This is a genomic window from Streptomyces sp. B8-7, from assembly GCF_058833805.1.
On sequence record NZ_JBYRRL010000002.1, the window covers coordinates 878,193 to 899,293 of the forward strand.

The following is a 21,101-nucleotide window of genomic DNA, read 5'->3' on the forward strand; positions in this document are numbered from 1 at the left end:
CCGACTGGTTCAGAGGTAGGCCGCAGCCTTTCTGCGGCGGTTCGGGAGGAACGGGTCGATGGATCCGGCGCCGGATCCGGGGCCGGTGTCCTCGCCACGAATGCGGCTCGCAAGGCGGGCGAGTCTGGGATCACCGGGGTGGACGTCGATCTGGAAGTGGGACTCCTTGACCGGCTTCACGTGTCCACCCCAGCCGATGACACCCTGGCAGTCGGCGAGGATGTCCGCGACGACGACCCTCTCCAGATCGGACAGGCCGGTGCCCCGCTGCGCTCCCAGCGGGTAGAAGAGCGGGCGGATCGCGATCGCCGTACCGGACAGGTGGTTCGACTCGAAGCCGGCTCGGACAGGGCCGCGGTCCGTGTGGCCCTGCACGTCGTCGGAGCGGAGCATGTCGATCTCGTACGCGAAACGGCGAGCCACATGGAGCAGCACCGTGGCCACGTCGCCCTTCAGTAGCGGCACGTCGACGTCGGTGCCTTCGACGCGGAAGAGCCCGATGCGGTCGCCGTCGATGACGGGCCAGCCGTTCTGCGACCGTCGGTCACGCCACACGCCCGGATCGGGCACGGCTGCAGCAGCGGTGGGAGCAGTCGCGAGGAGGGCTCCCGCGGTGACGCCCGCAGCCAGGCCGAGCGTCTGACGGCGGGTGAGTATGTGAGCGGTGTCGCTCAACGCGTATGTCCTTTCCGGTAGCGGCGGTAGGCAAGGACCGCCAACGTCACCAGGCAGCCGGTCAGCACGGCCAGACAGGTGAAGAAGAGTGGATTGACCCAGACGCTCACGAGTTCCTTCCGCTCACCGTTGTCCCAGTGGCAGGTGGCGTGCAGCGGAAAAGTGCCGTCCTCGTAGCGGTCGAAGCGAACGATGGGACGCCGGTCGAAGAAGTCGGGACACGCCTGCGACGGGAAGGCGAAGTGGACCTGAGACCAGCCGAGCAGGTAGCACAGGGTTCCGGTGGCGGTGGATGCCTTGATCAGGCTGAGGAGCCGTCGGCCCTTCTGGACGCGTACGAAGGCCAGGCCGAAGCCGACGAAGAAGACAGCCAGGAGCCAGGAACCCATCAGGCTGGACCGTCCGCGAACAGCCTGGCGTGGTTGGACTTCATCTTCGCCTGGCTGCGGGCCTCCAGCCCGGCTCGATCGATCAGCGCGTCCGCGAAGCCGAGGCAGTAATTCCTCAGCCGGTCCTCCGGAAGCAGGTGGGAGAGGATCATGGCGACTCCTCCCGTCTGCTGTTCGAGGAAGATACGTCCGACATTGATGAGCGGGTCGTCGATCGACGTGAGGATGTAGAACGCCGCGTCCCTCGCGGTGGTCTGCGATGTGCCGAACCGCTTGGCGAGGTAGTCCCTGAACCGCGTCACCCCGCCGGTCTTCTCGTAGTGCTCGCGCATCGCGGTGGTGATGGGGGTGCCGGCCCGCATCTTCTCGGCCAGGAGGAATCCGTCGGCGTCCTCGACGAGGTCGTTGAAGCCGAACGAAGAGACCACGCCGATCTTGCCGAGGCGTTCGGTGCAGTAGGTGTAGCCGTTGGCGTAGGAGTCGCTGTCCCGGCGCCACTCCCCGTAGAACGTCATGAGGTCTCCGGCCCACCCGGCCACGTCACCCCGGTTGGCCTTGCTCTTGTCGGCCAGAGGCGGCTTGAGCATGTGTCCGGCCGCGGTGGCCAGCAGGTGCTGTGGGCCCAGAGTCTGCCCCGTGAAGGGGTCGGTGAAGTCGGACAGCAGCTCGGCACCCCGGCTGTCGGCGTAGGCGATGAACTCCCGGTCGACATCGCCGATCAGGTTCTTCCACTCGCGCCCCGCATAGCGCTCCTGCCGGTAGTAGTCCGTGACCAACCGGTTCGGATCGCCCTTTCCGTAGCTCTTGGCGAGGTTGTACAGCTGGTCGATGTTCGCGAGGAAGCCAGCGGCGGGTGAGACGGCACGGTTGACGTCCTTCTGGCCGTTGTCGGAGCCGGCCCGGTGTGCGTCCCGGTCCAGCCAGAACGTGTCACTGCCGTTGGTGACCTTGTACTCCTTGATCTGGTTGAACGACCAGTTCGCCGGCAGGGGGAAGCCGAGGTTGCCGGAGAATCCCCAGGACATGCCGGAGACGAACGAGTACGCGGCGTAGGTCTCCTTCGTCACCTGCGTGCACACGTTCCGGGAACCGTACACGCCGTGGATGTACCGCTTGCCCCTCGACGCGAGGCCGGAGCTGACCCCGCGGAAGTACTCCAGGATCTTCGACATGTCCTCCTGGGTGGCGTCGTAGTCGACTGCGAAATAGATCACGGTGCCGCGGTTGAAGCCGAAGTGGACGGCTTGGTCATGGGCAAGTTGGCCGTGCTTGTACCCGTTGCCCCAGTAGTATTCCGCCAGGCTCCTGCCGTTGTCCTGGAAGATCGGGAAGACGCGCAGCCCGGCCTTGAAGATGTTGTCGAGTTCACCCGGCTCCAGCATCTTCGAACCGCCGCCCGCCGAGGCCTCGTTGAGGTACCGGCCGACGTACCGGTAGCCGTCGGCGTACATCCTGGCGCCGCGGGACGGGGTGATCGTGTAGGCGGTGTCGGAAGCGTTGACCGGCCGGTCCGGATCTCCCATGGACACCAGGAGCTGCGCCCATGTGGTGTAGTCGCCCTTTCCCGTGACGGGGAGCTGGGAGAACGTCTGGAACGCCCTCACCCAGCCTTCAACATCGCCGTCCCAGGAGTCGGTGAAGTGGGTGGCGGCATCGGGCTCGCCGTATCCGGGAACGGGCTCGTTGAACACACAGGCCGCGGAGAACAGTTGGACGAAGAGGCCGGACGACCCGGGGCCGACGGGGTGCGCTTTGATACCGGCCTGCGTGCCGGGGCCGAAGTTGCCGTTCGCGTCCGCCTCCGCGATGCCGACCGCGAGCTGAATCGCCTTCATCAGCGACTGCTGCACGTCCCGCGAGTAGATCCCGTCAGTGGGGCCGATGGAGAAGGTCTTCTTCGTCCAGTAGTTCTTGTTCAGCCACTGCTGGATGGACCGGATCTTGTCCGTGCCACCGGCGACGGTGATGTAAGCATCCATGTTCAGGAGGGCTTTGAGCACCTTCGCCTGGACCACCCCGCCGTCTTGGGGCAGGCCCATGTTCTCCTTCACCTTGTCGACCGACGCCGCGGCAACCGTGTCGAACTCGGCCACCGCCGTGTCGCCGCCCCAGTAGCCCTTGCAGAACAGGGCGTGGCGGATGAGTTTGACGATGTTGGTGTTCTTCCTCCACCCGATACCGATGGTGCCGAGCGCGGTGACCTTGGCGAGGGTGCCGTCCCCGAAGTTCGCCACGACGGGGCTGATACCGAGCTCGTGCTGCAATCCCATGATGAGGGAGTACATGGTGGCCCAGCCGGTCTTTCCGTCCTCAGGGCACTTCACGTATCCCGACACGTTGCTATAGGTGGCGTTGACCCATTTCTGGGCAGCAAGAACCTTCTCATCGGCCATATGGCGGCCTCTCCTCCAGCGGTCGGAGCTCTTCAAAACGTGCACACATGTGATAAATGGGAAGCGACCCACGCACATCAGCTCGGGAAGCCCGTTGCGTGCCGGGCGTCAGGGGAGTCCCATGAAGGCTGGCAGACACGCAAGGCTAGATCGGCGTGCGCGAACGGCCCGGCAGTGAGGCATGGCGATGTATCCCCCATGGCGACGGCGCCCCAGTCGCTGTATGACGCGTTGTCCGGCAGCTGGTCAGGCTGCTGTCTGGCGGAGGTCACCATAGGCACAGGCCAAAGCCGAGGGTCAAGAGACACAGGTGGACCAACGGAAGGAATGGCTTGAACATGCCATGACAGTGGACGACGGGTCGGGAGTGAGCATGTCCTCCCATCGGCCTGACAATTGACTGTGTGACTGTTTGAAACACGCGTGAGGTTCCGCTGTGCATGCGACTGGCGATGGCTGATTCTCACCCCGAAGCCAACTCGGTCCGTTGAGGTTCACGGCCGACCGGCACCTAGTAGGGCTCCGTTACGTCTGTCTGTCGGTCCTGTTTGGGGGAACGCTGAAGGTGTGGACGCACATGAAGTGAACCGGGCTCGGGCGACGTTGGCGTTATTCGTGGCTGACGTGTTCGCGTCGGTGCCGCGTAAGGATCAGCGGGCGAAGGGCGACTGCTACCTGCGGGGATTGATGCTGGACGGACGGCGGAAGTCGATCCAGCCGATGGCGGAACGGCTGCCGGACGGCAACGAGCAGAACCTGCAGCAGTTCGTGAACCAGTCGACGTGGGATCCGGTGCCGGTGCGGCGGCGGATCGCCCAGCGGATGGTGCCGAGAATCGGCCCGGAGGCGTGGGCGGTCGATGACGTGTCGTTCCCCAAGGACGGGAAGATGTCGGTGGCGGTCGCGCGCCAGTACTGCGGGGCGCTGGGCAAGCGGGCCAACTGCCAGGCCGCGGTGAGTGTGCACGCGGTCTCCGACACGGCGTCCTGTCCGCTGCAGTGGCGGATGTTCGTGCCCGAGGAGTGGGCGGACGATGCGGTGCGGCGGCAGAAGACCGGGATACCGCCGGAGGTCGGGCACCGGGAGAAGTGGCGTCTGGCCCTGGACATCCTCGACGAGCTGGCCGGGTGGGGGCTGGTTCCGCCGGTGCTGGTCGCCGACGCCGGCTACGGGCAGAACGCCGACTTCCGCGACGGTCTGAGCGAGCGGGGCATCGGCTATGTCGTGGCGGTCCGTTCGGACGTGACGGTCCACCCGCACGACGTGCGGCCCACCGCCCCGGCCTGGTCCGGGAACGGCCGCAGGCCGCAGCCCCGCTACCGGGACAAGCCGTCCTCGGTGGCAGCGCTGGCTCAGGAGCACGGACGGCAGGCGTTCACCGAGGTGACCTGGCGTGAAGGCTCCCGCGGGCCGATGCACTCACGCTTTCTGGCGCTGCGGGTGCGGCCGGCAGGGGTGAGGGCCCGCCGTCTGGCCCAAGCCGCCGCCACTGCCGAGCACGGCCACTGGGACGGTGTCCTGCCCGAGGTGACGCTGCTGGTCGAATGGCCCCAGGACGCCGAAGCACCCACCGACTACTGGCTGTCCAACCTGCCCGCCGACACACCGATCACCGAACTGGTCCGCCTGGCCAAGATCCGCTGGCGCATCGAGCACGATTACCGGGAACCCAAGCACGGCCTCGGCCTGGACCACTTCGAGGGCCGCTCCTGGAACGGCTGGCACCACCACGTCACCCTGGTCACCGCCGCCCACGCCTTCCTCACCGAACAGCGCCTGTCCCCAAAAGCCGATACAGCGGACTCACCCTCTACCAGATCCTCGACGCCATCCAGGACCTGCTGAACTGCTGGACCGGCACCTGCACCACCTGCCACCGCCCGCTGCCCAGAACATCCACCACCAGCCAGAACCCAAGAGCCAGAGCAACCTAACGGAGCCCTGCTAGTGGTCTGGTTCCTCCGAAGTCAACCCCCGAAGGACTTACGACGCGGACCAGTTAGGCTGTGCGGAAGCCCGTCCAGGAAGGGAGTGCGCGGCGTGAGCCTGCGGGCCATTGCAACGTTCGATGTCAGCACCGGCGGCGGAGTCGGCCACGGGCTCGCCACCTGGTTCGGCGCGGCCCTTGCCGGGCCCCTGCGCGGCCGGCTGGAGCAGGAACAGCAGGGCACCGCGTTCTTCTCGGCGAGCACACGGGCCACCGAACGGTCGCCGCGCCAGGAGTACCAGCCCCTGGCCACGGGCTGGGAAGCCATGCGCCAGGAGCTGCTGCACGAACCGGAGACCGCGCATGTGCTTTATATGCGTGAGCATCTGGGGAAGCCGCTGGTCCATGTACGTAGCTCGACCATCAGGGTCCGCCGCCCGAACGCCGAGGCGCAGCTGCTGTTCGGCGCGGACTGCGGCGGCCTCGACGACGCCGGGTTCTGCGCCGACGCGGTGGAGTTCCTTGTCGCCGCGCTGGACGCCGTGAACCCCGCCTTCGCCTGGTTGGGCGCCGACGCGCCCGCCTCGGAGGAGACCAACCTCGACTGGGTGCTCAACCGCCGGGTGCGGGACTCGGTGCGGGAGGTCAGGAAATTCCTCCGGGGCTACTCCTGGACCACGGTGTGCCCCGAGGAGTTGTCCGTGCGGCTGGGCGGCCCCCGGGCGCTGGCCGCGACCGGGGCGTTCCATCGGATTGTCCCGCTCTCGGCGGGTGGTGTGGTCCTCCAGGCGACCGAGACCGCGGCGGCGTACACCGACGAGGCCGTGCGCGGTGTCTTCGAGGCCCTGCACCCCGTCCTGCCGCCCGGTGTCCCGCAGTTCGACCCGGCCCACCCGGAGCTGCGCTACTTCCCCGCGGACGCGTCCCGCTTCGGCGGGTGACGGGCCGGTGCGGGAATGTTCGTGGTGGTGGACGAGCGCGGCCTGGTCAGTCGCCGGGTGATGCCGTTCTCCCGGCAGATGCGCTCGAACAGCACCTCCACCGCCTGGGGGCGCGTGTGCCGACCGGTGAACTGCTTGCCGTTGTCCCGGGTTCCGCAGTTAATCGGGCCTCTGGGCCGCGGATGAGGTCGAACCTGCTGGTCAGCGGTGTGGTGGCTGGTGAGAATCGAGGTTCGACCTAGATACACGCTTGTAGGTGATTTCCCTGATCTGCCTGGGAGTGGGGCGCTAGGTTCTAGTCCATGTATCTGCGTTCGACTCCTCGGCGGAACAAGGACGGCACGGTGGTGCGCTATCTGCAGTTGGCGCACAACGTGTGGGACCCGGCGGCGAAGCGGTCCAAGGTGCAGGTCATCTACAACTTCGGCCGGGAGGACGCCTCCAACCAGGAAGCGCTGCAGCGGCTGGTGGCTTCGGTGACGCGGCTCCTGGACCCCGACGCCGCCCTGACCGCGGCGGCCGACGACTGAGCTGCCCCGAGTTTCGTAGAGTCCGATCTTGATTGGTTCAGGCGGACTGCGGGGTTTGCTCCTGGCTGTGCCAGAAGGCTTCCTCGTACTCGGTCGGCGGTACGTAGTCGAGTGCGGAGTGAAGGCGTTCTTCGTTGTACCAGGTGATCCACTGGAAGATCGCCCGTTCGACCTGGTCGACGTCCTTCCAGGGGCCCTGCATCTCGATCAGCTCGGCCTTGAAGGTCCCGTTCAGGGCCTCGGCCATCGCGTTGTCGTACGAGTCCGCGACGGAGCCGACGGAGGCGGAGGCGCCGATGTCGGCGAGCCGGTCGGTATACCGAAATGATACGTATTGCGACCCGCGATCGCTGTGGCGTATCAGTCCGGAGTCCTTCTTGATCCGACGCCGCCAGAGCGCCATCTCCAGGGCGTCCAGCGGGAGTTCGGTCCGCATGTGGTTCGCGACCTGCCAGCCGACGATCATCCGCGAGTACACGTCCAGGACGAACGCCACATACGCCCACCCCGACCAGGTCCGGACATACGTCATGTCCGCCACCCACAGCTGATCGGGCCGGGAGGCGGTGAAGTCGCGGTCGACCAGGTCCGGCGGACGCGGCGCCGACGGCTCCGGAACGGTCGTGCGGCGGCGCCGGCCACGGATGACGCCCTCCAGGCCCAGCTCGGCCATCAGCCTCTCGACGGTGCAGCGGGCCACCGCGTGGCCCTTGCGCCGAAGCGCGCGGGTGATCCGGCGGGCGCCATAGGTGCCGCCCGACTCCGCATGGACCTGCTCGATCAGCGGGATCAGCGTCTCGTCCCGGAGCCGGCGGGCCGACTTCGGCCGCTTCTTGCGGGCGAAGTACGTCGACGGCGACAGCTCCAGCACCCGGCAGACGGGATCGACCCCGAGACCTCTGTCACGCAGGTGGTCGATCACCTGCTCGGCCTCGTCCGGGGACGGTCGGTCTCCTGGGCAAAAAACACCGAGGCGGCTTTGAGGATCTCGTTCGCCCGCCTCAACTCCGCTACTTCTTTGCGGAGTTGCCTGAGCTCATCCTGCTCGGCGGTGGTGAGCCGGTCGTCCCGCTCGCCGCGGTCGGCCTCGGCCTGGCGGACCCAGCCTCGCAGGGCCTCCTTGTGGATGCCCAGATCCTTCGCCACGTGGGCGATCGGGCGGCCGGTGGTGCGGACCTCGCGGATCGCGCGCTCGCGCAGTTCGTCCGGATATTTACGGGGTGCTGCCATGGTGCTGGTGGTTCTCCTTCGCCAGGACCGTAACCCTGGCATCAGGGACTCCACAAATCTCAGTACAGCTCACCTGCAAGGAACGGGCGAGAACTCGCGCGTCGGTCTGTCGACTTGGAAGCCCTGACGCGCAGGTTCTGCACATTCGTGGTTGAGTGCGACTCTGTTTGAGAGGCGGCGGTCACGCGGCGAGTGCGAGTGTGTCGCGACAGAGGAGCACCCCACGCCTCTCAGGCACGGGGTGTCGCGTCGTTCATGCCTCTTCGTCCTCGGGCTCGCACTCGCGAAGAAACCACAGGTCGAAGGTGTATCGCTCCGTGACTGGGGACTGTTCGCGCGCCCGACCGACTTCCTCAGTGGTTGTGGGTTGCCGGACGCCTCCCCGGATGTTCTGGTCGTAGTAGTCAGCCGCTGTCTGTCGTCCGGCCCACCAGGCGTGACCGGCGTAGACACCAGGCCGGGGCAGCCTGGTCGTGCCGGCCGGCCCGAGCGTCAACTGGTTCACGACCAGGTCACCGGTTTCGGACTCCAGAGAGATATCGGTGTGGCCCTCAGCGTCCGTAGGAGGATCCTGAGGGCCATCCCAGATACGGATAGCGACCTCGACGCGCAGGTCTGGCTGCAGAGTGTGGAGGTACAGGTGGTAGCCGTTACCGGCGACCACTTCAGCACGGGCCCTGACGGCCGCCTCACGGTCGGCCTCGTAGGCGTCGGCGTCATAGACCTCGACAATGCTGCGGTCCGGCTGTGCAGTGGTGCGGTACTCCGCGATGAGCGCCATGGTCGCGTGCGTCTCCCGAGTTACGGAACTACAGTGACGTAGAAGGCGTCACCGTCGAGAATACGATTTGCCGTGTACATACTGTTCAGGCGCCGCCCGCCTCCCTCATTGTCCGGTCCGTCGATGAGTCTGGCCGAGTACCGGAAGTTGTCCGCCCCGCGTTCCTTTGTGGAGGCGAAGGGGTACTCGTCGCACTGCAGGTCGGTGCCGCTGTAGTCCCCCCAGACACCGTTGCATGTCTTGATGGCCTGGCTCCTGTTGGTCTGCTGCTCGTCGGCGTTGATGAGACGGTGAAGTGGTTCATCGGCGCCGGGCACGGTTTTGCCGGGCCATGAGGGGAAGGTGCGTTCCGGAAACTGCTGGGCGTCGAGGATGTGGCGGGCGCTTTGGTCGACCTCGGGATCGCTCAGGCTGAACTGGAGTTCGACGCGGGCGTCGGTGAAGACGGTGCCCTTGTGCTTGCCGGCCACCGGTCCGGCGTAGTCGAAGCGGATGTCGGAGCGGGCCATGGCCGGTTCGATCCACGGTACGGCGGTCGGTGAGGTCAGGGTCATGGCCAGGGTGATCCTGCCGGCGACGATCTGTGAGTTGGTCGAGTCGTAGCCGCCGGTGTCGGGCGAGGTGTAGGAGAGGAACCACTGCGGGACAGCCACCCACTCGGCGAGCGGGGCGCTGCGCAGGGTATCCGCCGGCGGGGTGATGACGGGGTTGGTGCCGGAGTCACCGAGGTTGACGTTGTCGGCGAACTGCTGGCTGAGGACCCATGTGGCGGGATCGTCGCCGCGGACGGACACCGGCACGATGTTCTCGATGCTGCTCACATAGTCCACTCGGCGGGATCCGTCGTAGGCGAAGCCGAGTACCCACAGGTCGAAGGTCAGGTGGCCGAGAACCTCGCGCTTGGAGTTGTAGAGGGTCAGGTTGACGGGTTGGTGCACGCAGGCCTCGAATCGGCTCTTGACCCAGCCCGTCTGGGAGTCGGCCTCGGGATGGTCGGCGCATTCGGTGCGGAGGTCATCGGCCTCGGCAGCCAGTGCAGCAGGCATCGGCTGTTGCACTGGAGCGTTTGTCGCCGCTTCCGCTGTCGAGGTCGATGTCGGCCCCAGGATCACCACGAGGGTGGTGAAGATGGCCAGGACAGTGGTGACCAGTCTTGGATGGGGGGCAGGGCCGGGTGCTTGCTTCGGAGGCCAGGGCGCGGGGCGACGGTTCTTGTGGAGTCGTATCAGCTGCACATTGTCCCCCAGCAAGCGTCGAGTAGCAGGCCGGTCACTGCCGAGTAAGTGGCTCGGAAGCCGTGGAACAGGCGACCGCGCTGCTCCAGTCCATGCGTCGAGGACGAGGACTCCACGATCCAGGCAGCGTCCGTGGAACCAGAACGGGCAGCCGAGAATGAGGTTGAGGCGCTGGCCACCGAGGTGACGTCCAATGTTTGGGAGGGCACGCCGAAGGACGCGGCTGCTCGTGCCAGGACCTGCTCGCGCTTGACACCGGAGGCGTGGGAAGCCGACGTCCGGGCTGTGTTTGTGCCCTTGACCGCCAGTGCGGCTGCGTTGCACTGCTGCACGGTCCGGACGCACTGCGCCAATCCCGGAACGGTGGTCAGGCAACTGTCCGGGTTCCGCGCCATGCAGGCGGCGAGGGCCGCCTGGTCAACCCCGTTGTAGGTCCCGTTCGTCACGGTCGGAGCGGTTCCAGCTGAAGATGACTGTCCGCTGGGGACGCCCTGTTTGAGGCCGGTCGCATCGTCGGCCGCTCGCAGCGTCGTCGTTCCCGGCTTGGCCACGGCAAGCTGCGTGAAGGTGGTGTTGTCGGTCAGCTTCATGTCGAAGCAGTAGGGGGCGGTGCTGCCCTGACCGCACAGGCCCAGCGAGGCGACCCGTGCGGTGTTGGCGGTCGTGGCGCGGTACCAGGTCTTGTTCTCGGCCAGGTACTGCACTCGGTTGGCGATCTGCGGAACCGTGAGGTACTGAGGGCCCATTACTTCCAGGCCGATGTCGATCCGGTTCGCGTTGCCCCGTGGTACGGCGAGTTGGTCGGTGGTGGTGCCGACCCAGTTGAAGTCGTAGAGCACATCCCACTGGTCGGTGTGGTCCTGGCGCAGGACCATGTACGTGTGGTTCGTTCCGTCCGGCGTCGAGGGATTGGTGCCGGCCGTGATGGCTTCCGTTCGGCCGCCACTGTCGCCCAGTTCCGTCCAGCGCGGGCCGTAGGTGGAGGTTGATGCATCCGTCTTTTCGGCGTAGAGACCGACCTGGATGTTCTTGGCGAAAAGGCCGCCCTCGGTGTTGGGCGTCATCGTGAGGTAGTTCGCCGCTGACACGGTCGTGCCGCCGGTCGAGCCGCTCTCGAACGTGATGGGTGCGTTTCGCCAGGTGGCGAAGGCGCCGATCACTGGCTCCCCTGGCTTTGTACAGGCGACACCCCAGAAAATGATCGAAGCCGAGTGCTCGATTTGGCAGCTTGTCGTCGGCGGACTTGCCGCCGCCGGGGACGCAGTAGTCAGCGGCAGAACAACGGCGGCTACGGCTGCAGACAGGGCGGCGAGAAGCCTTCTCCGCACGCGCAACGGTCCTCCATTCGGTGATCGAATAAGCGATCGAAGCCCTTTCCGATGCATGCGCAGGCCACACACACGTGTCGAAACCTGACTCAAACTGCTGGGCTGGGTGCCTCGGCGCCCGGGCCCGGCTGGAGGCTGCCTGCCCGCTCACTGACGGCGCGTTGATCCAGGCTTCGCCGTGCTGAGATGCTGGAACGCGGCCCTTCGTCGAGGACCTTGGTGTCTTGGGCGTGTGAGCGATCGCCCGACGTCAAGACATGGGGACGAAGAGCGAGCGGGGCTGAAACGCCTGGGGTGCGGCTCGGCCGCCCCCTCCGTGGTTGGGCAGCTCTGGCAGCCGCCGTCACCCGCACCCTTCGCCCCGGCCGCCGTCATCGTGGCAGCGTGGCTGTGTGCTTGGGGTAGGCGGCTCTGATGTAGCGCGCAGCTGTCTGCGCGATCATGCCCATCAGGTGCGGCGGATCGGCCTTGTCGAGCGCCTCGTCCAAAATCTGGACCTGACACAGTCCGTCCATCGCCGCGCCCTTCGGGGAGGTTGCCCGCACGGTTTCGATGGACACCAGTGGCCGTAGCACGTCCCAGAGCTCGCGGCATGAAACCCCGACTGTCACCTATCCGTGCAGCAGACCCAAGTGCGCACCTGGCGCATCGTCAGGTCAGTCAGCATCTGGTCAGCATGAGTCCTCGTCCGTTCCGAGACAGGGGTTTGAGCGGGTGCTTGGTCGGCGATGGCGCAGCGGCCTGGATCACACGGAAGCGCAGGCGAGGAGCCTTCTTGCCCGAGTGAAGCCGATGTTCCGCTGCATCTTCGGGTCCGACGAGTGCCGGTGTACAGTGAACAACGCCCCTGACCTGCAGAAAGCCGGCGGGGAGCCGTCTTCGAGGAGTCCCAAGTGCTGCGTACTCTGTTCAAGTCCAAGATCCACCGAGCCACGGTCACCCAGGCCGACCTGCACTATGTGGGGTCGGTGACCATTGACGCCGAGCTGCTGGAGGCCGCCGACCTGCTGCCCGGTGAGCTCGTGCACATCGTCGACGTCACCAACGGCGCCCGGCTGGAGACGTACGTCATCGAGGGGGAGCGCGGATCCGGGGTGATCGGGATCAACGGGGCCGCGGCGCACCTGGTCCGGCCCGGAGACCTGGTGATCATCATCAGCTACGCTCAGGTGACCGATGCCGAGGCGCGGGAACTGCGGCCGCGGGTCGTGCACGTCGACGCCGACAACCGGATCGTGGCCCTGGGCGCCGATGCGGGTGAGCCCGTCCCGGGCTCCGACCAGCAGCGCAGCCCGCACGCCGTCACGGTCTGACTCAGGTCGCGGCCGTCACACACGCCTGCCCCGTCGTCGCGGCCGCCCGTCCGACGAGGAGTGCCCATGAGCGACATCGAGATCCGCGACGACCGGGCGGCCGGCCGTCTGGAGGCCTTCGGCGGTGACGGCGGCGACGTCGTCGGCCACATCGAGTACTTCGTCCTCGAAGCTCCCGGGCGTGCTCTGGTACCCGTCCACACCGTCGTCGAGCCCGCCCACGAGGGCCAGGGCATCGCGGGGGCGCTCGCCCGTGAGCTCTACGCCGTCGCCGCCCGGGAGGGCGTTCCCGTGGCGCCGCTGTGCCCCTACGTCGTCAGGTGGGCCGCCCGTCACCCCGACGAGGCCCCGGCGGCCGACCCGGGGCTGCTGAGCGCGGCCAGGCGGTGGCTCGCGGCGCATCCCGAGCGGTTCTGAGCGCGCAGGGGCGGGGCCGGGTCCGGCCGGTGTCGGCGCTGCCCCCGCCCCCGCCCCCGCCCCTGCGCCCCTGCCCTGCCCCCGTCTGCGCCTGCGTTCGCCCTGGCCGGAATCCTCCGCAGGGGGCGGCTCGGCCGCGGCCGGAGTCCTCTCCCCGACCGGGACCGCTGTCCGAAGCCGGCTCCGGCGGGCGGGCCGTCCGCCTGCGGCGGGCCGCCCGGCGGCCGTGCGCTCAGCTGAGCGGCGGGCCCGGCTCCGGGGCGGGAGCCGGTTCCGGGCCCGGCGGGATCGGTGAGGGGTCCGGACCCGGTACCGGGCCGGGCGGGGGGCCCGGAGGGTTCGGTGGGTTCGGCGGGGCCGGGTCCGGTGGTGACGGCGGTGGCGGCGGTGGGGGAGTCGGCGGTGGCGGAGTCGGGGCCGGGGGGCCCGGTGGGGGTGGATCCGGGTAGGGGCCCGGGGTCGGACCCGGTGGAACCGGATCGGGGTGCGGCTCGGTCATGACGTCCTCCGGCTCGTCGCGGGCACGGGCTCTGGACTCCTTCCACCGGCTACCCGCTGCCCAACGCCGCCAAAAGGGGACCGCCGCCACCCGCCTCGGCGCCGGGCGGTGGCCCTTCGCGACGGCCCGCCCCCTCGGCCGACGGCACCCGGCGGCGGCCCGTCCCGTCGGCCGACGGCACCCGGCGGCGGCCCGTCCCGTCGGCCGGTGCACTCCGCAATGCCCCGTCCCGTCGGCCGGTGGCGCCCCCGTCCTGTAGGGCGCCCGCGTTCCGGCCCGGCCCGGCCCCCTGTCCCGGTGGACGCCTCGTACCGTCCGGCGCTCCCGTCCGGTGGACGCCTTCGGACCGGTGGACCCCCGTGTTCCGGCCGGCGCCCTTGTCCTGGCCGACGCCCTGCCCCAGCGGGCTCGTCCCTGTCCCGGCGGGCTCGCCTCTGTCCGGGCGGGCTCGCCCGCGTCCGGGCGGGGGCGAGCCCGTCCCGTCCGCCGGAGCGAAGGCGCCCCCGTCGCGGCCGGGCGCCGGTGCCGGCTGAGGCGCGCGGCCGCCCCCAGGTCAGCCGGAGACTTCGCTGCGGTCCCCGCCCCACAGCGTGTGGAACGTGCCGTCCCGGTCCACCCGGCGGTAGGTGTGCGCGCCGAAGAAGTCCCGCTGCCCCTGGGTGAGCGCCGCGGGCAGCCGCTCGGCCCGCAGGGCGTCGTAGTAGGCCAGCGCCGCCGCGAAGCCGGGCGTCGGCACGCCCTGCCGGGTCGCCGTGACGAGCACCTCGCGCCAGTCGTCCTGCGCGTCGGCGATCTCGCGGGCGAAGGCCTCGTCGGACAGCAGCCCGGGCAGATCCGCGCGGGTGTCGTACGCGGCCCGGATCCGGTCCAGGAACGCCGCCCTGATGATGCAGCCGCCCCGCCAGATCGAGGCCACCGCCCCCAGGTCGACGTCCCAGCCGTACTCCGCACTGCCCGCGGCGATCTCGTGGAAGCCCTGGGTGTACGACACGATCTTCGAGGCGTACAGAGCCTGCTCCACCCGGTCGGCGAACCGGGCGGCCTCCGCCTCGTCCAGCGGCGCCGCCGACGGCCCGGCCAGCCCCCGCGAGGCGTCCCGCAGTTCCGCGTGGCCCGACAGTGAGCGCGCGAACACCGCCTCGGCGATGCCCGACACGGGGACCCCGAGGTCCAGCGCGATCTGCACGGTCCACCGGCCCGTGCCCTTCTGCTCGGCCCGGTCCACCACCACGTCCACGAACGGCCTGCCGGTGGCGGCGTCCACGTGCGACAGCACCTCTGCCGTGATCTCGATCAGGTAGGAGTCCAGCCGGCCCGTGTTCCAGGTCCGGAAGGTCTCCGCGATCCGGGCCGGCTCGTATCCGGCCACGTCGCGCAGCAGCTGGTAGGCCTCACCGATCAGCTGCATGTCCGCGTACTCGATGCCGTTGTGCACCATCTTCACGAAGTGGCCGGCGCCGTCCGGGCCGACGTGCGTGACGCAGGGCGCCCCGTCCGCGGCCTTGGCGGAGATCCTCTCCAGCATCGGGCCGAGCGAGTCGTACGACTCGACGGGCCCGCCCGGCATGATGCTCGGCCCGTGCAGCGCGCCCTCCTCGCCGCCGGAGACGCCCATGCCGACGAAGTGGATGCCCTGCGCCCGCAGTTCCCGCTCGCGGCGGCGGGTGTCGGCGAAGTGCGCGTTGCCGCCGTCGATGATCATGTCGCCGGGCTCCAGCAGCGGGGCGAACTCCTCGATCACCGCGTCGGTGGGCTCACCCGCCTTGACCATGACGACCAGCCGCCGGGGCCGCTCCAGGGCCGCCACGAACTCCTTGGCGGTCTCCGCCGCCACGAAGTCGCCCTCGTCACCGAACTCCTCCACCAGCGCGCGGGTGCGCGCAGACGTCCGGTTGTGCACGGCCACCGTGTAGCCGTTGCGCGCGAAGTTCCGGGCGAGGTTGCGGCCCATGACCGCGAGTCCCGTGACGCCGATCTGGGCTGTAGTGCTCATACCGCCTGCTCCTAGAAGATCCGGTGGCCCTGGCAAGAACCGGTGGCCCTGGTTCGTCCGTGCGTGAAGCGTGCCGGGCGAGATCGCCAGTATTGCCCACCGCGGACGTCCCGCCCCGCTGCTGCGCGCGGTCCTGACAGAGCCTGTCGCGGGTCAGTACGTACGCGGGACCCCGCACGGCTCACCGCCGGCGGGCCCGGCTTCACCGGTGGGGGCCCGGCTTCGCCGGCGGGGGCACGATCCCGGCCACACCGCGCGCCGACCGGCCGATAGCCGTCTTGTCATGGCCGGTAACGCACCTTTACTTTTGGCCCTCCTGACGCTTGCTAGGGGGCACTTCATGGCCGTACGCGGCCGGCACCGCCGGTATCAGCCGAACAGGATCAACCGCGCCTCGCTCACCGTCACGGCGGGCGGCGCCGGGATGGCCCTCCCGCTGGTCGGCGCCGGTGCCGCCCAGGCGGCCGACGCTAGGACCTGGGACCAGGTCGCCGCCTGCGAGTCCACGAACGACTGGAACACCAACACCGGCAACGGCTACTACGGCGGCCTCCAGTTCACCCAGTCCACCTGGGAGGCCTTCGGCGGTACCGCCTTCGCACCGCGCGCCGACCTGGCGACCAGGGACCAGCAGATCGCCGTCGCCGAGAAGGTGCTCGACGGGCAGGGGCCGGGTGCCTGGCCCGTCTGCTCCGCCCGCGCGGGGCTGACCCGCGGTGGCGAGAGCCCGGACCTGCACACCCGGCAGGCCGGGACCTCCGCCCAGGACGTCCGGCCGCAGACCACGCCCCAGTCGCGGGCCGGCCGGGCGGAGATGTACACGGTGGTGCCCGGCGACTCCCTGTCCCGGATCGCCGACCGGGAGGACGTGCGCGGCGGCTGGCAGGGCCTGTACGCCGCCAACCGCACCACCATCGGCTCCGACCCCGACCTGATCCTGCCGGGCCAGCGGCTCAGTCTGGACGCGCCCGCCCGGAGGCACACGTCCGGGGCCGAACAGAAAGCCGGGAGCGCCGGCAAGAAGAGCGCCGGCAAGAAGAGCGCCGACAAGAAGAGCGACGGGAAGAAGACGGCCGGCAGGAGCGGATCCACCGCCTCCGAGGAGCGCGCCAAGACGTCCCGGTCCGCCGGCCGCGACGGCCACGGCGCGGACAGCCGCGACGACGACCGGGGCGGCGGTCCCGCCACGGCCCGGGTGTCACCGGTCGACGCGCCGACCGGGACGCCGTACCACAAGGCCGGTTCCTCCTGGTCGAAGGGCTACCACACCGGAGTCGACTTCCCCGTCCCGACCGGCACTCCGGTCAGGTCGGTCGCCTCCGGCCGGGTCGTCAGCGCGGGCTGGAGCGGGTCCTTCGGATACGAGGTCGTGGTGCGCCACGAGGACGGCCGCTACTCGCAGTACGCCCATCTGTCGGCGATCGGCGTGAGATCGGGTCAGGGTGTGGGCGCGGGGCAGCGCATCGGACGCTCGGGGTCCACCGGCAACAGCACGGGGCCCCACCTGCACTTCGAGGTGCGCACCGGCCCCGGCTTCGGAGCGGACATCGACCCCGTCGCCTATCTGCGGGCCGGCGGCGTCAGGATCTGACGCGTATCCGGTGCCGGTCCGGTACCGGCGCCGGGACGCTTAGCAGCGCCCGCCGCCCGTGCACCGGCACCACGGCGTCGCCGACCCGGCCGGGGGCCGCCGTGAGCGGGGCCGGCACCAGCACCGCCGCGCCCAGCCAGGGGGACAGCTCCCCGAGGACGCCGCGCTGCGCCGGAACCGCCTCGGTGGGCCCCGGATCCGTCACCGGGACCTGCTCACGCGCCGGCCGGGAGGCCGGGTCCGACGCGACGGTCGCACTCCCGCGGGCCCGCGCCGGGACGGCCGCCCCCGCGGCGGTGCCGGCGGTCCCGTCCCGGGCGAGGCGCTCGGTGGTCAGCAGGATCAGGCCGCCGGCGGCCAGGACACCGCAGCCCAGGGCGAGGACCGTGCCCGTGGTGCCGTGGCGGAACGTCTCACCGAACATCGTGATGCCCACCGCGGCCGCGACCACCGGGTTCACCACGGTCAGCGTGGCCAGCGGCGCGGCGAGTCCGGCGCCCCGGTAGGCGGCCTGCGACAGCAGCAGCCCGGCCGTGGCGAGCACCGCGATCGCGGCCAGCGACGGCAGCTCCGCCAGAGCACCGCCGGTCCAGTCGACCGCGACGGTCTTGGTGAACACCGACGACATGCCGAACGCGACCCCCGCCGCCGTGGCCAGGAACATCGCCCGCACCGCCGGCCGCGGCTGCGCGGCCCGGCCGGCCGCCATCAGTACGGCGACCAGGGCCGCGGTGACGGCGAACGCGCCGACGCGCTCCGGTCCGGCCAGCGACCGGGAGCCGGCGGCACCCACCAGGGACAGCAGGCCCGCCAGGCCCACCGTGGCCATCACCGCGCCCCGCCATGCCGTGGCACCCGCCCTGCGGCCCACGAACAGCGCCGCCATGGGCAGCGCGAACACGATGGTCAGCGCGCCGAGCGGCTGGACCAGGCTGAGCGGTCCGAACGCCAGCGCCACCACGTGCAGCAGCCCGCCGGCCCCGTTCAGCGCGACCGCCGCCCACCAGGCCGGCCGGCCCAGCGGCGCGTACCGCCCGCCGGGGGAGGTCTCCGCCACGCGCTCCTGCACGATCGCCCCGCCCGCGTACGCGACGGCGGACACGAACGACAGAAGCACGGACAACGCGAGGGCGCTCATCGGCCGCTCCTCTGCGTACGACGGGGCCGGCGGGCCCGGCGCGGCGATCGATCGGCTTCCATGGAGAACACCATGCCCTCTCGCGCTGTTCCCGTCGTCGTCCCTGAGCACTCCATGGCTCCTACTGCCGATGGAGTACGCAGGTGCCGCGGTCCTCCCCAGGACGGGTGACAGCGGTCCCCGACCCGGCCGTGACGGCCCGGCGGGGTCTTGGTATGACTGCTGTCCGTGGACCTCGACCCCGCTCTCGCCGCGCTGCGTCCGCTCGGACCGTTCTTCGCGGTGCGCGCGCCCCGGAACCCGGCCGGAGGCCCCCACCGCCCGCCTCCCTCTACCCTCGCGCACGCCTACGCCATCGTCACATCGGATGTTTGTCCGGATCCACTGACTTTCCGCGTCGGGAAGGTGGCCGCGGCCCTGCGCGCCCCCGAACCGCGCGTCGCGGCCTCGGTCGCCCACCTCGGGCTCGCCGCCCGGCTGTGGTCGGTCGCCCTCGGCTGCGCGGTGCGCTACGGCACGGTCCCCGACCTCGACCCCCGCCTGGTGCGCTGGGACCCCGACGCGACCGCCCCCGACGACCTGTGGCCGACCGAGGTCCGGCCCGCTCCCGGGCAGCGGGCCGCCACCGCACCGGGCACGGCGTCCGGCATCGCACCGGGCACGGCGTCCGGCACCGCACCGGGCACGGCGTCCGGCACCGCACCGGGCACCCCGCCCTGCACCCCGCCCGGCCCCGGGGCCCTTCCCGCGGATCCCCTGGCGGCCGGTCTCGCGGACGTCGTCCTGCTGGGCCACCTCCAGCCCCTGGCCGCCGCCCTGCGGGCCCGCCACCGCCTCGCACCGGGACTGCTGCGGGGCAACGCGGCGTCCGCGCTGGCCGGGGCCGCCCGCGAACTCGACCGCTGGGGCCGCGCGCACGGCAGCCCCGACACCGGTCGGCGCGCCCTCGCCCTGGCCGCGGCACTCCTCGGCCACCCCCTGCTGGCCGGCGGCGGCACCCTCAGCGGCGGCGCCTTCCGCCGGCGCAGCTGCTGCCTGTACTACCGCCTGCCGGGCGGCGGCCTCTGCGGGGACTGCTGCTTCACCCGCCCGCCGCGCTCCTCCCCGCGGTCCGCATCCGGGTGACCGGGAGGAGCCGGCCGCCGGGCCCGGGGCCTTCCGGGGGCGTGCGGGACCGCTGACGCGCGAGCCCTCCCCGCACCGGGCGGGGCGGCGCCTGAGTCCATGCCGGGTTCCCGCCTGCCCGTGGCCGGGATGTCACCGGCAATTAACGGTGCGTAACCCCGTCGTGCTTGACCGTGACCGAGCCCCGGGTTTGACTGCAGACGTACCCGTCGCCCACGCGAGGCAGGCCCGTGACGTCCGATCTGCTCGCCCCTCTCGACCTGGCGTTCTGGAACATCGAGTCCCCGGAGCACCCCATGCACCTGGGCGCCCTCGGTGTGTTCACGGCCGCCTCGCCCACCGCGGCCGCGCACGCCGCCGACCTGCTGGCCGCGCGGGCCGCCGCGGTGCCCGGTCTGCGGATGCGGATCCGCGACGCCTGGGAACCCGTCCGGCTGCTGCGGCCGGGTACCTTCGGCGGCGCCGTCCGCCGCCCCTGCGCCGCCTTCGACCCTCTCGACCACGTCGTGCTGCACGCCCCGGCCGGCGACGTCCAGCAGGCCGCGGGGCTGTTGATGGAGCGCTCCCTGGACCGGGCCCGGCCGCCGTGGGAGGCGCATGTGCTGCCGGGCGCGGGCGGCGGGTCCTTCGCCGTGCTGTTCAAGTTCCACCACGCGCTCGCCGACGGCCTGCGCGCCCTCGCGCTCGCCGCGGCCGTCCTCGACCCCCTGGGCGACCTCCCGGGCCCGTCCACCGCCCGGCGGCGACCGCCCGCGCCGGGCGCCGCCCAGCCCCGCTCCGGCCTGCTGCCCGACGTGCGCGCGCTGCCCGGACGGGCCCGCGGCGCCCTGTCCGACGCGCAGCGCGCCCTCGGTATCGGCGCCCGGCTCGCCGCCTCCGGGCTGGCCGTGCGCTCGCCGGCCGCGCTCACCGCCGAGCCGTCCGGCACCCGCCGCACCGCCGGGGCGGTCCTCGACCTCGACGACGTCCACCGCGTCCGCAAGTGTGCCGGCGGCACCGTCAACGACGTGCTGATCGCGGTCGTCGCCGGTGCGCTGCGCCGCTGGCTCGACGCCCGCGGCGAGGCCACCGACGGGCTCGCCCCGCGCGCCCTGGTCCCCGTCTCCCGGCGCCGCCCGCGCACCGCGCAGCCGCAGGGCAACCGGCTCTCCGGCTACCTCGTACGCCTCCCCGTCGGCGAGGCCGACCCGCTCGCCCGGCTGCGCGCGGTCCGCGCGGCGATGGACCGCAACAAGGACGTCGGCCCCGACCGGGGCGCCGGCGCGGTCGCCCTGCTCGCCGACCACGTCCCCGCCCTCGGCCACCGGCTCGCCGGGCCGCTGGCCGCCCAGGCGGCCCGGCTCTGGTTCGACATCCTCGTCACCAGCGTGCCGCTGCCCGCACTCGGCCTGCGCCTCGGCGGCCACCCCCTCACCGCCGTCCACCCCTACGCCCCGCTCGCGCCCGGCCAGTCGCTGGCCGTCGCCGTCTCGACGTACCGGGGCGGGGTGCACTTCGGGCTCGTGGCCGACGCCGTGGCCGTTCCCGATCTCGACCGGTTCGCGGCCGCCCTGGCCGCGGAGGCCGAGACGCTCGTCACGGCCTGTGCCCGTTGAC

General features: G+C 70.6%; 17 protein-coding genes and 2 pseudogenes. 8 read left to right on the plus strand and 11 right to left on the minus strand.

The window, feature by feature from the left end; all coding sequences use genetic code 11:
• Positions 1-9: 9 nt before the first annotated feature.
• Genes AC5K6T_RS12450 through AC5K6T_RS12460 form a run of 3 tightly spaced genes read right to left on the minus strand, consistent with a single transcriptional unit; the run spans position 10 to position 3,457 of the window.
• A complete protein-coding gene (locus AC5K6T_RS12450) occupies positions 10-675 on the minus strand; it encodes a M15 family metallopeptidase domain-containing protein (protein ID WP_493208446.1) in 666 nt (221 codons plus the stop codon).
• Positions 672-1,064 (minus strand): hypothetical protein, encoded by a 393-nt coding sequence (locus AC5K6T_RS12455; RefSeq protein ID WP_493208448.1) that lies wholly within the window; start codon positions 1,062-1,064, stop codon positions 672-674. The genes AC5K6T_RS12450 and AC5K6T_RS12455 overlap by 4 nt, the downstream gene beginning before the upstream one ends.
• Positions 1,064-3,457: a glycoside hydrolase domain-containing protein gene (locus tag AC5K6T_RS12460; protein WP_493208450.1), complete on the minus strand. Its 2,394-nt coding sequence runs from the start codon at positions 3,455-3,457 to the stop codon at positions 1,064-1,066. The genes AC5K6T_RS12455 and AC5K6T_RS12460 overlap by 1 nt, the downstream gene beginning before the upstream one ends.
• Positions 3,458-4,024: 567 nt before the next feature.
• On the opposite strand from AC5K6T_RS12460, the gene AC5K6T_RS12465 reads away from it, so the two are divergent.
• Positions 4,025-5,302 (plus strand): IS701 family transposase, encoded by a 1,278-nt coding sequence (locus tag AC5K6T_RS12465; RefSeq protein ID WP_493208452.1) that lies wholly within the window; start codon positions 4,025-4,027, stop codon positions 5,300-5,302.
• A 195-nt stretch (positions 5,303-5,497) separates the two neighbouring features.
• Positions 5,498-6,325: a hypothetical protein gene (locus AC5K6T_RS12470; protein ID WP_493208454.1), complete on the plus strand. Its 828-nt coding sequence runs from the start codon at positions 5,498-5,500 to the stop codon at positions 6,323-6,325.
• A gap of 20 nt (positions 6,326-6,345) precedes the next feature.
• Here AC5K6T_RS12470 and AC5K6T_RS12475 read toward each other — a convergent pair.
• Positions 6,346-6,471: pseudogene (locus AC5K6T_RS12475) on the minus strand (IS481 family transposase); the annotation flags it as partial.
• Between the two features lie 156 nt (positions 6,472-6,627).
• Here AC5K6T_RS12475 and AC5K6T_RS12480 point away from each other — a divergent pair.
• A pseudogene (locus AC5K6T_RS12480) lies at positions 6,628-6,840 on the plus strand (IS1634 family transposase N-terminal domain-related protein); the annotation flags it as partial.
• A gap of 52 nt (positions 6,841-6,892) precedes the next feature.
• Here AC5K6T_RS12480 and AC5K6T_RS12485 read toward each other — a convergent pair.
• The 5 genes from AC5K6T_RS12485 to AC5K6T_RS12505 form a co-directional block, all read right to left on the minus strand.
• A protein-coding gene (locus AC5K6T_RS12485) for an IS3 family transposase (RefSeq protein WP_493208456.1) occupies positions 6,893-8,085 on the minus strand; the annotation gives its coding sequence in 2 pieces (ribosomal slippage) (positions 6,893-7,821 and positions 7,821-8,085; 1,194 coding nt in all).
• Between the two features lie 253 nt (positions 8,086-8,338).
• Positions 8,339-8,866: a hypothetical protein gene (locus AC5K6T_RS12490; protein ID WP_493208458.1), complete on the minus strand. Its 528-nt coding sequence runs from the start codon at positions 8,864-8,866 to the stop codon at positions 8,339-8,341.
• 20 nt (positions 8,867-8,886) lie between these two features.
• A complete protein-coding gene (locus AC5K6T_RS12495) occupies positions 8,887-9,912 on the minus strand; it encodes a NucA/NucB deoxyribonuclease domain-containing protein (protein WP_493208460.1) in 1,026 nt (341 codons plus the stop codon).
• A 179-nt stretch (positions 9,913-10,091) separates the two neighbouring features.
• Positions 10,092-11,261 carry a hypothetical protein gene (locus tag AC5K6T_RS12500; protein WP_493208462.1) on the minus strand — a complete coding sequence of 390 codons (1,170 nt, stop codon included), beginning with the start codon at positions 11,259-11,261 and terminating at the stop codon, positions 10,092-10,094.
• A 539-nt stretch (positions 11,262-11,800) separates the two neighbouring features.
• Positions 11,801-11,989, minus strand: a complete 189-nt coding sequence (locus AC5K6T_RS12505; RefSeq protein WP_493208464.1) for a hypothetical protein — start codon at positions 11,987-11,989, stop codon at positions 11,801-11,803.
• Positions 11,990-12,322: 333 nt separating this feature from the next.
• Here AC5K6T_RS12505 and panD point away from each other — a divergent pair, with 333 nt between their 5' ends.
• Both panD and AC5K6T_RS12515 read left to right on the plus strand, forming a co-directional pair.
• Complete coding sequence (panD, locus tag AC5K6T_RS12510; protein ID WP_493208466.1) at positions 12,323-12,742, plus strand: aspartate 1-decarboxylase; 420 nt, start codon at positions 12,323-12,325, stop codon at positions 12,740-12,742.
• A gap of 66 nt (positions 12,743-12,808) precedes the next feature.
• Positions 12,809-13,159 carry a GNAT family N-acetyltransferase gene (locus AC5K6T_RS12515; RefSeq protein ID WP_493208468.1) on the plus strand — a complete coding sequence of 117 codons (351 nt, stop codon included), beginning with the start codon at positions 12,809-12,811 and terminating at the stop codon, positions 13,157-13,159.
• 1,052 nt (positions 13,160-14,211) lie between these two features.
• Here AC5K6T_RS12515 and gnd read toward each other — a convergent pair.
• Positions 14,212-15,651 (minus strand): NADP-dependent phosphogluconate dehydrogenase, encoded by a 1,440-nt coding sequence (gnd, locus tag AC5K6T_RS12520; protein WP_493208470.1) that lies wholly within the window; start codon positions 15,649-15,651, stop codon positions 14,212-14,214.
• A gap of 340 nt (positions 15,652-15,991) precedes the next feature.
• Between gnd and AC5K6T_RS12525 the strand changes: the two genes are divergently transcribed.
• The gene (locus AC5K6T_RS12525) at positions 15,992-17,242 is read left to right on the plus strand and encodes a transglycosylase family protein (RefSeq protein ID WP_493208472.1); all 1,251 of its coding nucleotides are present in this window, start codon (positions 15,992-15,994) and stop codon (positions 17,240-17,242) included.
• Here AC5K6T_RS12525 and AC5K6T_RS12530 read toward each other — a convergent pair.
• Positions 17,232-18,380 (minus strand): DMT family transporter, encoded by a 1,149-nt coding sequence (locus AC5K6T_RS12530; protein ID WP_493208473.1) that lies wholly within the window; start codon positions 18,378-18,380, stop codon positions 17,232-17,234. The two genes, AC5K6T_RS12525 and AC5K6T_RS12530, sit on opposite strands and share 11 nt — an antisense overlap.
• A 228-nt stretch (positions 18,381-18,608) precedes the next feature.
• Here AC5K6T_RS12530 and AC5K6T_RS12535 point away from each other — a divergent pair, with 228 nt between their 5' ends.
• Complete coding sequence (locus AC5K6T_RS12535) at positions 18,609-19,505, plus strand: (2Fe-2S)-binding protein (protein ID WP_493208475.1); 897 nt, start codon at positions 18,609-18,611, stop codon at positions 19,503-19,505.
• A gap of 230 nt (positions 19,506-19,735) precedes the next feature.
• Positions 19,736-21,100, plus strand: coding sequence for a wax ester/triacylglycerol synthase family O-acyltransferase (locus AC5K6T_RS12540; protein WP_493208477.1), 1,365 nt, complete (start codon positions 19,736-19,738; stop codon positions 21,098-21,100).
• Position 21,101: the final 1 nt, after the last annotated feature.

Bases quoted from the DNA above. Each gene is read 5' to 3' on its own strand.
- AC5K6T_RS12455 (WP_493208448.1), bottom strand. From the start codon at position 1,064: ATGGGTTCCTGGCTCCTGGCTGTCTTCTTCGTCGGCTTCGGCCTGGCC.
- AC5K6T_RS12460 (WP_493208450.1), bottom strand. From the start codon at position 3,457: ATGGCCGATGAGAAGGTTCTTGCTGCCCAGAAATGGGTCAACGCCACC.
- AC5K6T_RS12490 (WP_493208458.1), bottom strand. From the start codon at position 8,866: ATGGCGCTCATCGCGGAGTACCGCACCACTGCACAGCCGGACCGCAGC.
- AC5K6T_RS12495 (WP_493208460.1), bottom strand. From the start codon at position 9,912: ATGCCTGCTGCACTGGCTGCCGAGGCCGATGACCTCCGCACCGAATGC.
- AC5K6T_RS12515 (WP_493208468.1), top strand. From the start codon at position 12,809: ATGAGCGACATCGAGATCCGCGACGACCGGGCGGCCGGCCGTCTGGAG.
- gnd (WP_493208470.1), bottom strand. From the start codon at position 15,651: ATGAGCACTACAGCCCAGATCGGCGTCACGGGACTCGCGGTCATGGGC.
- AC5K6T_RS12525 (WP_493208472.1), top strand. From the start codon at position 15,992: ATGGCCGTACGCGGCCGGCACCGCCGGTATCAGCCGAACAGGATCAAC.
- AC5K6T_RS12530 (WP_493208473.1), bottom strand. From the start codon at position 18,380: ATGAGCGCCCTCGCGTTGTCCGTGCTTCTGTCGTTCGTGTCCGCCGTC.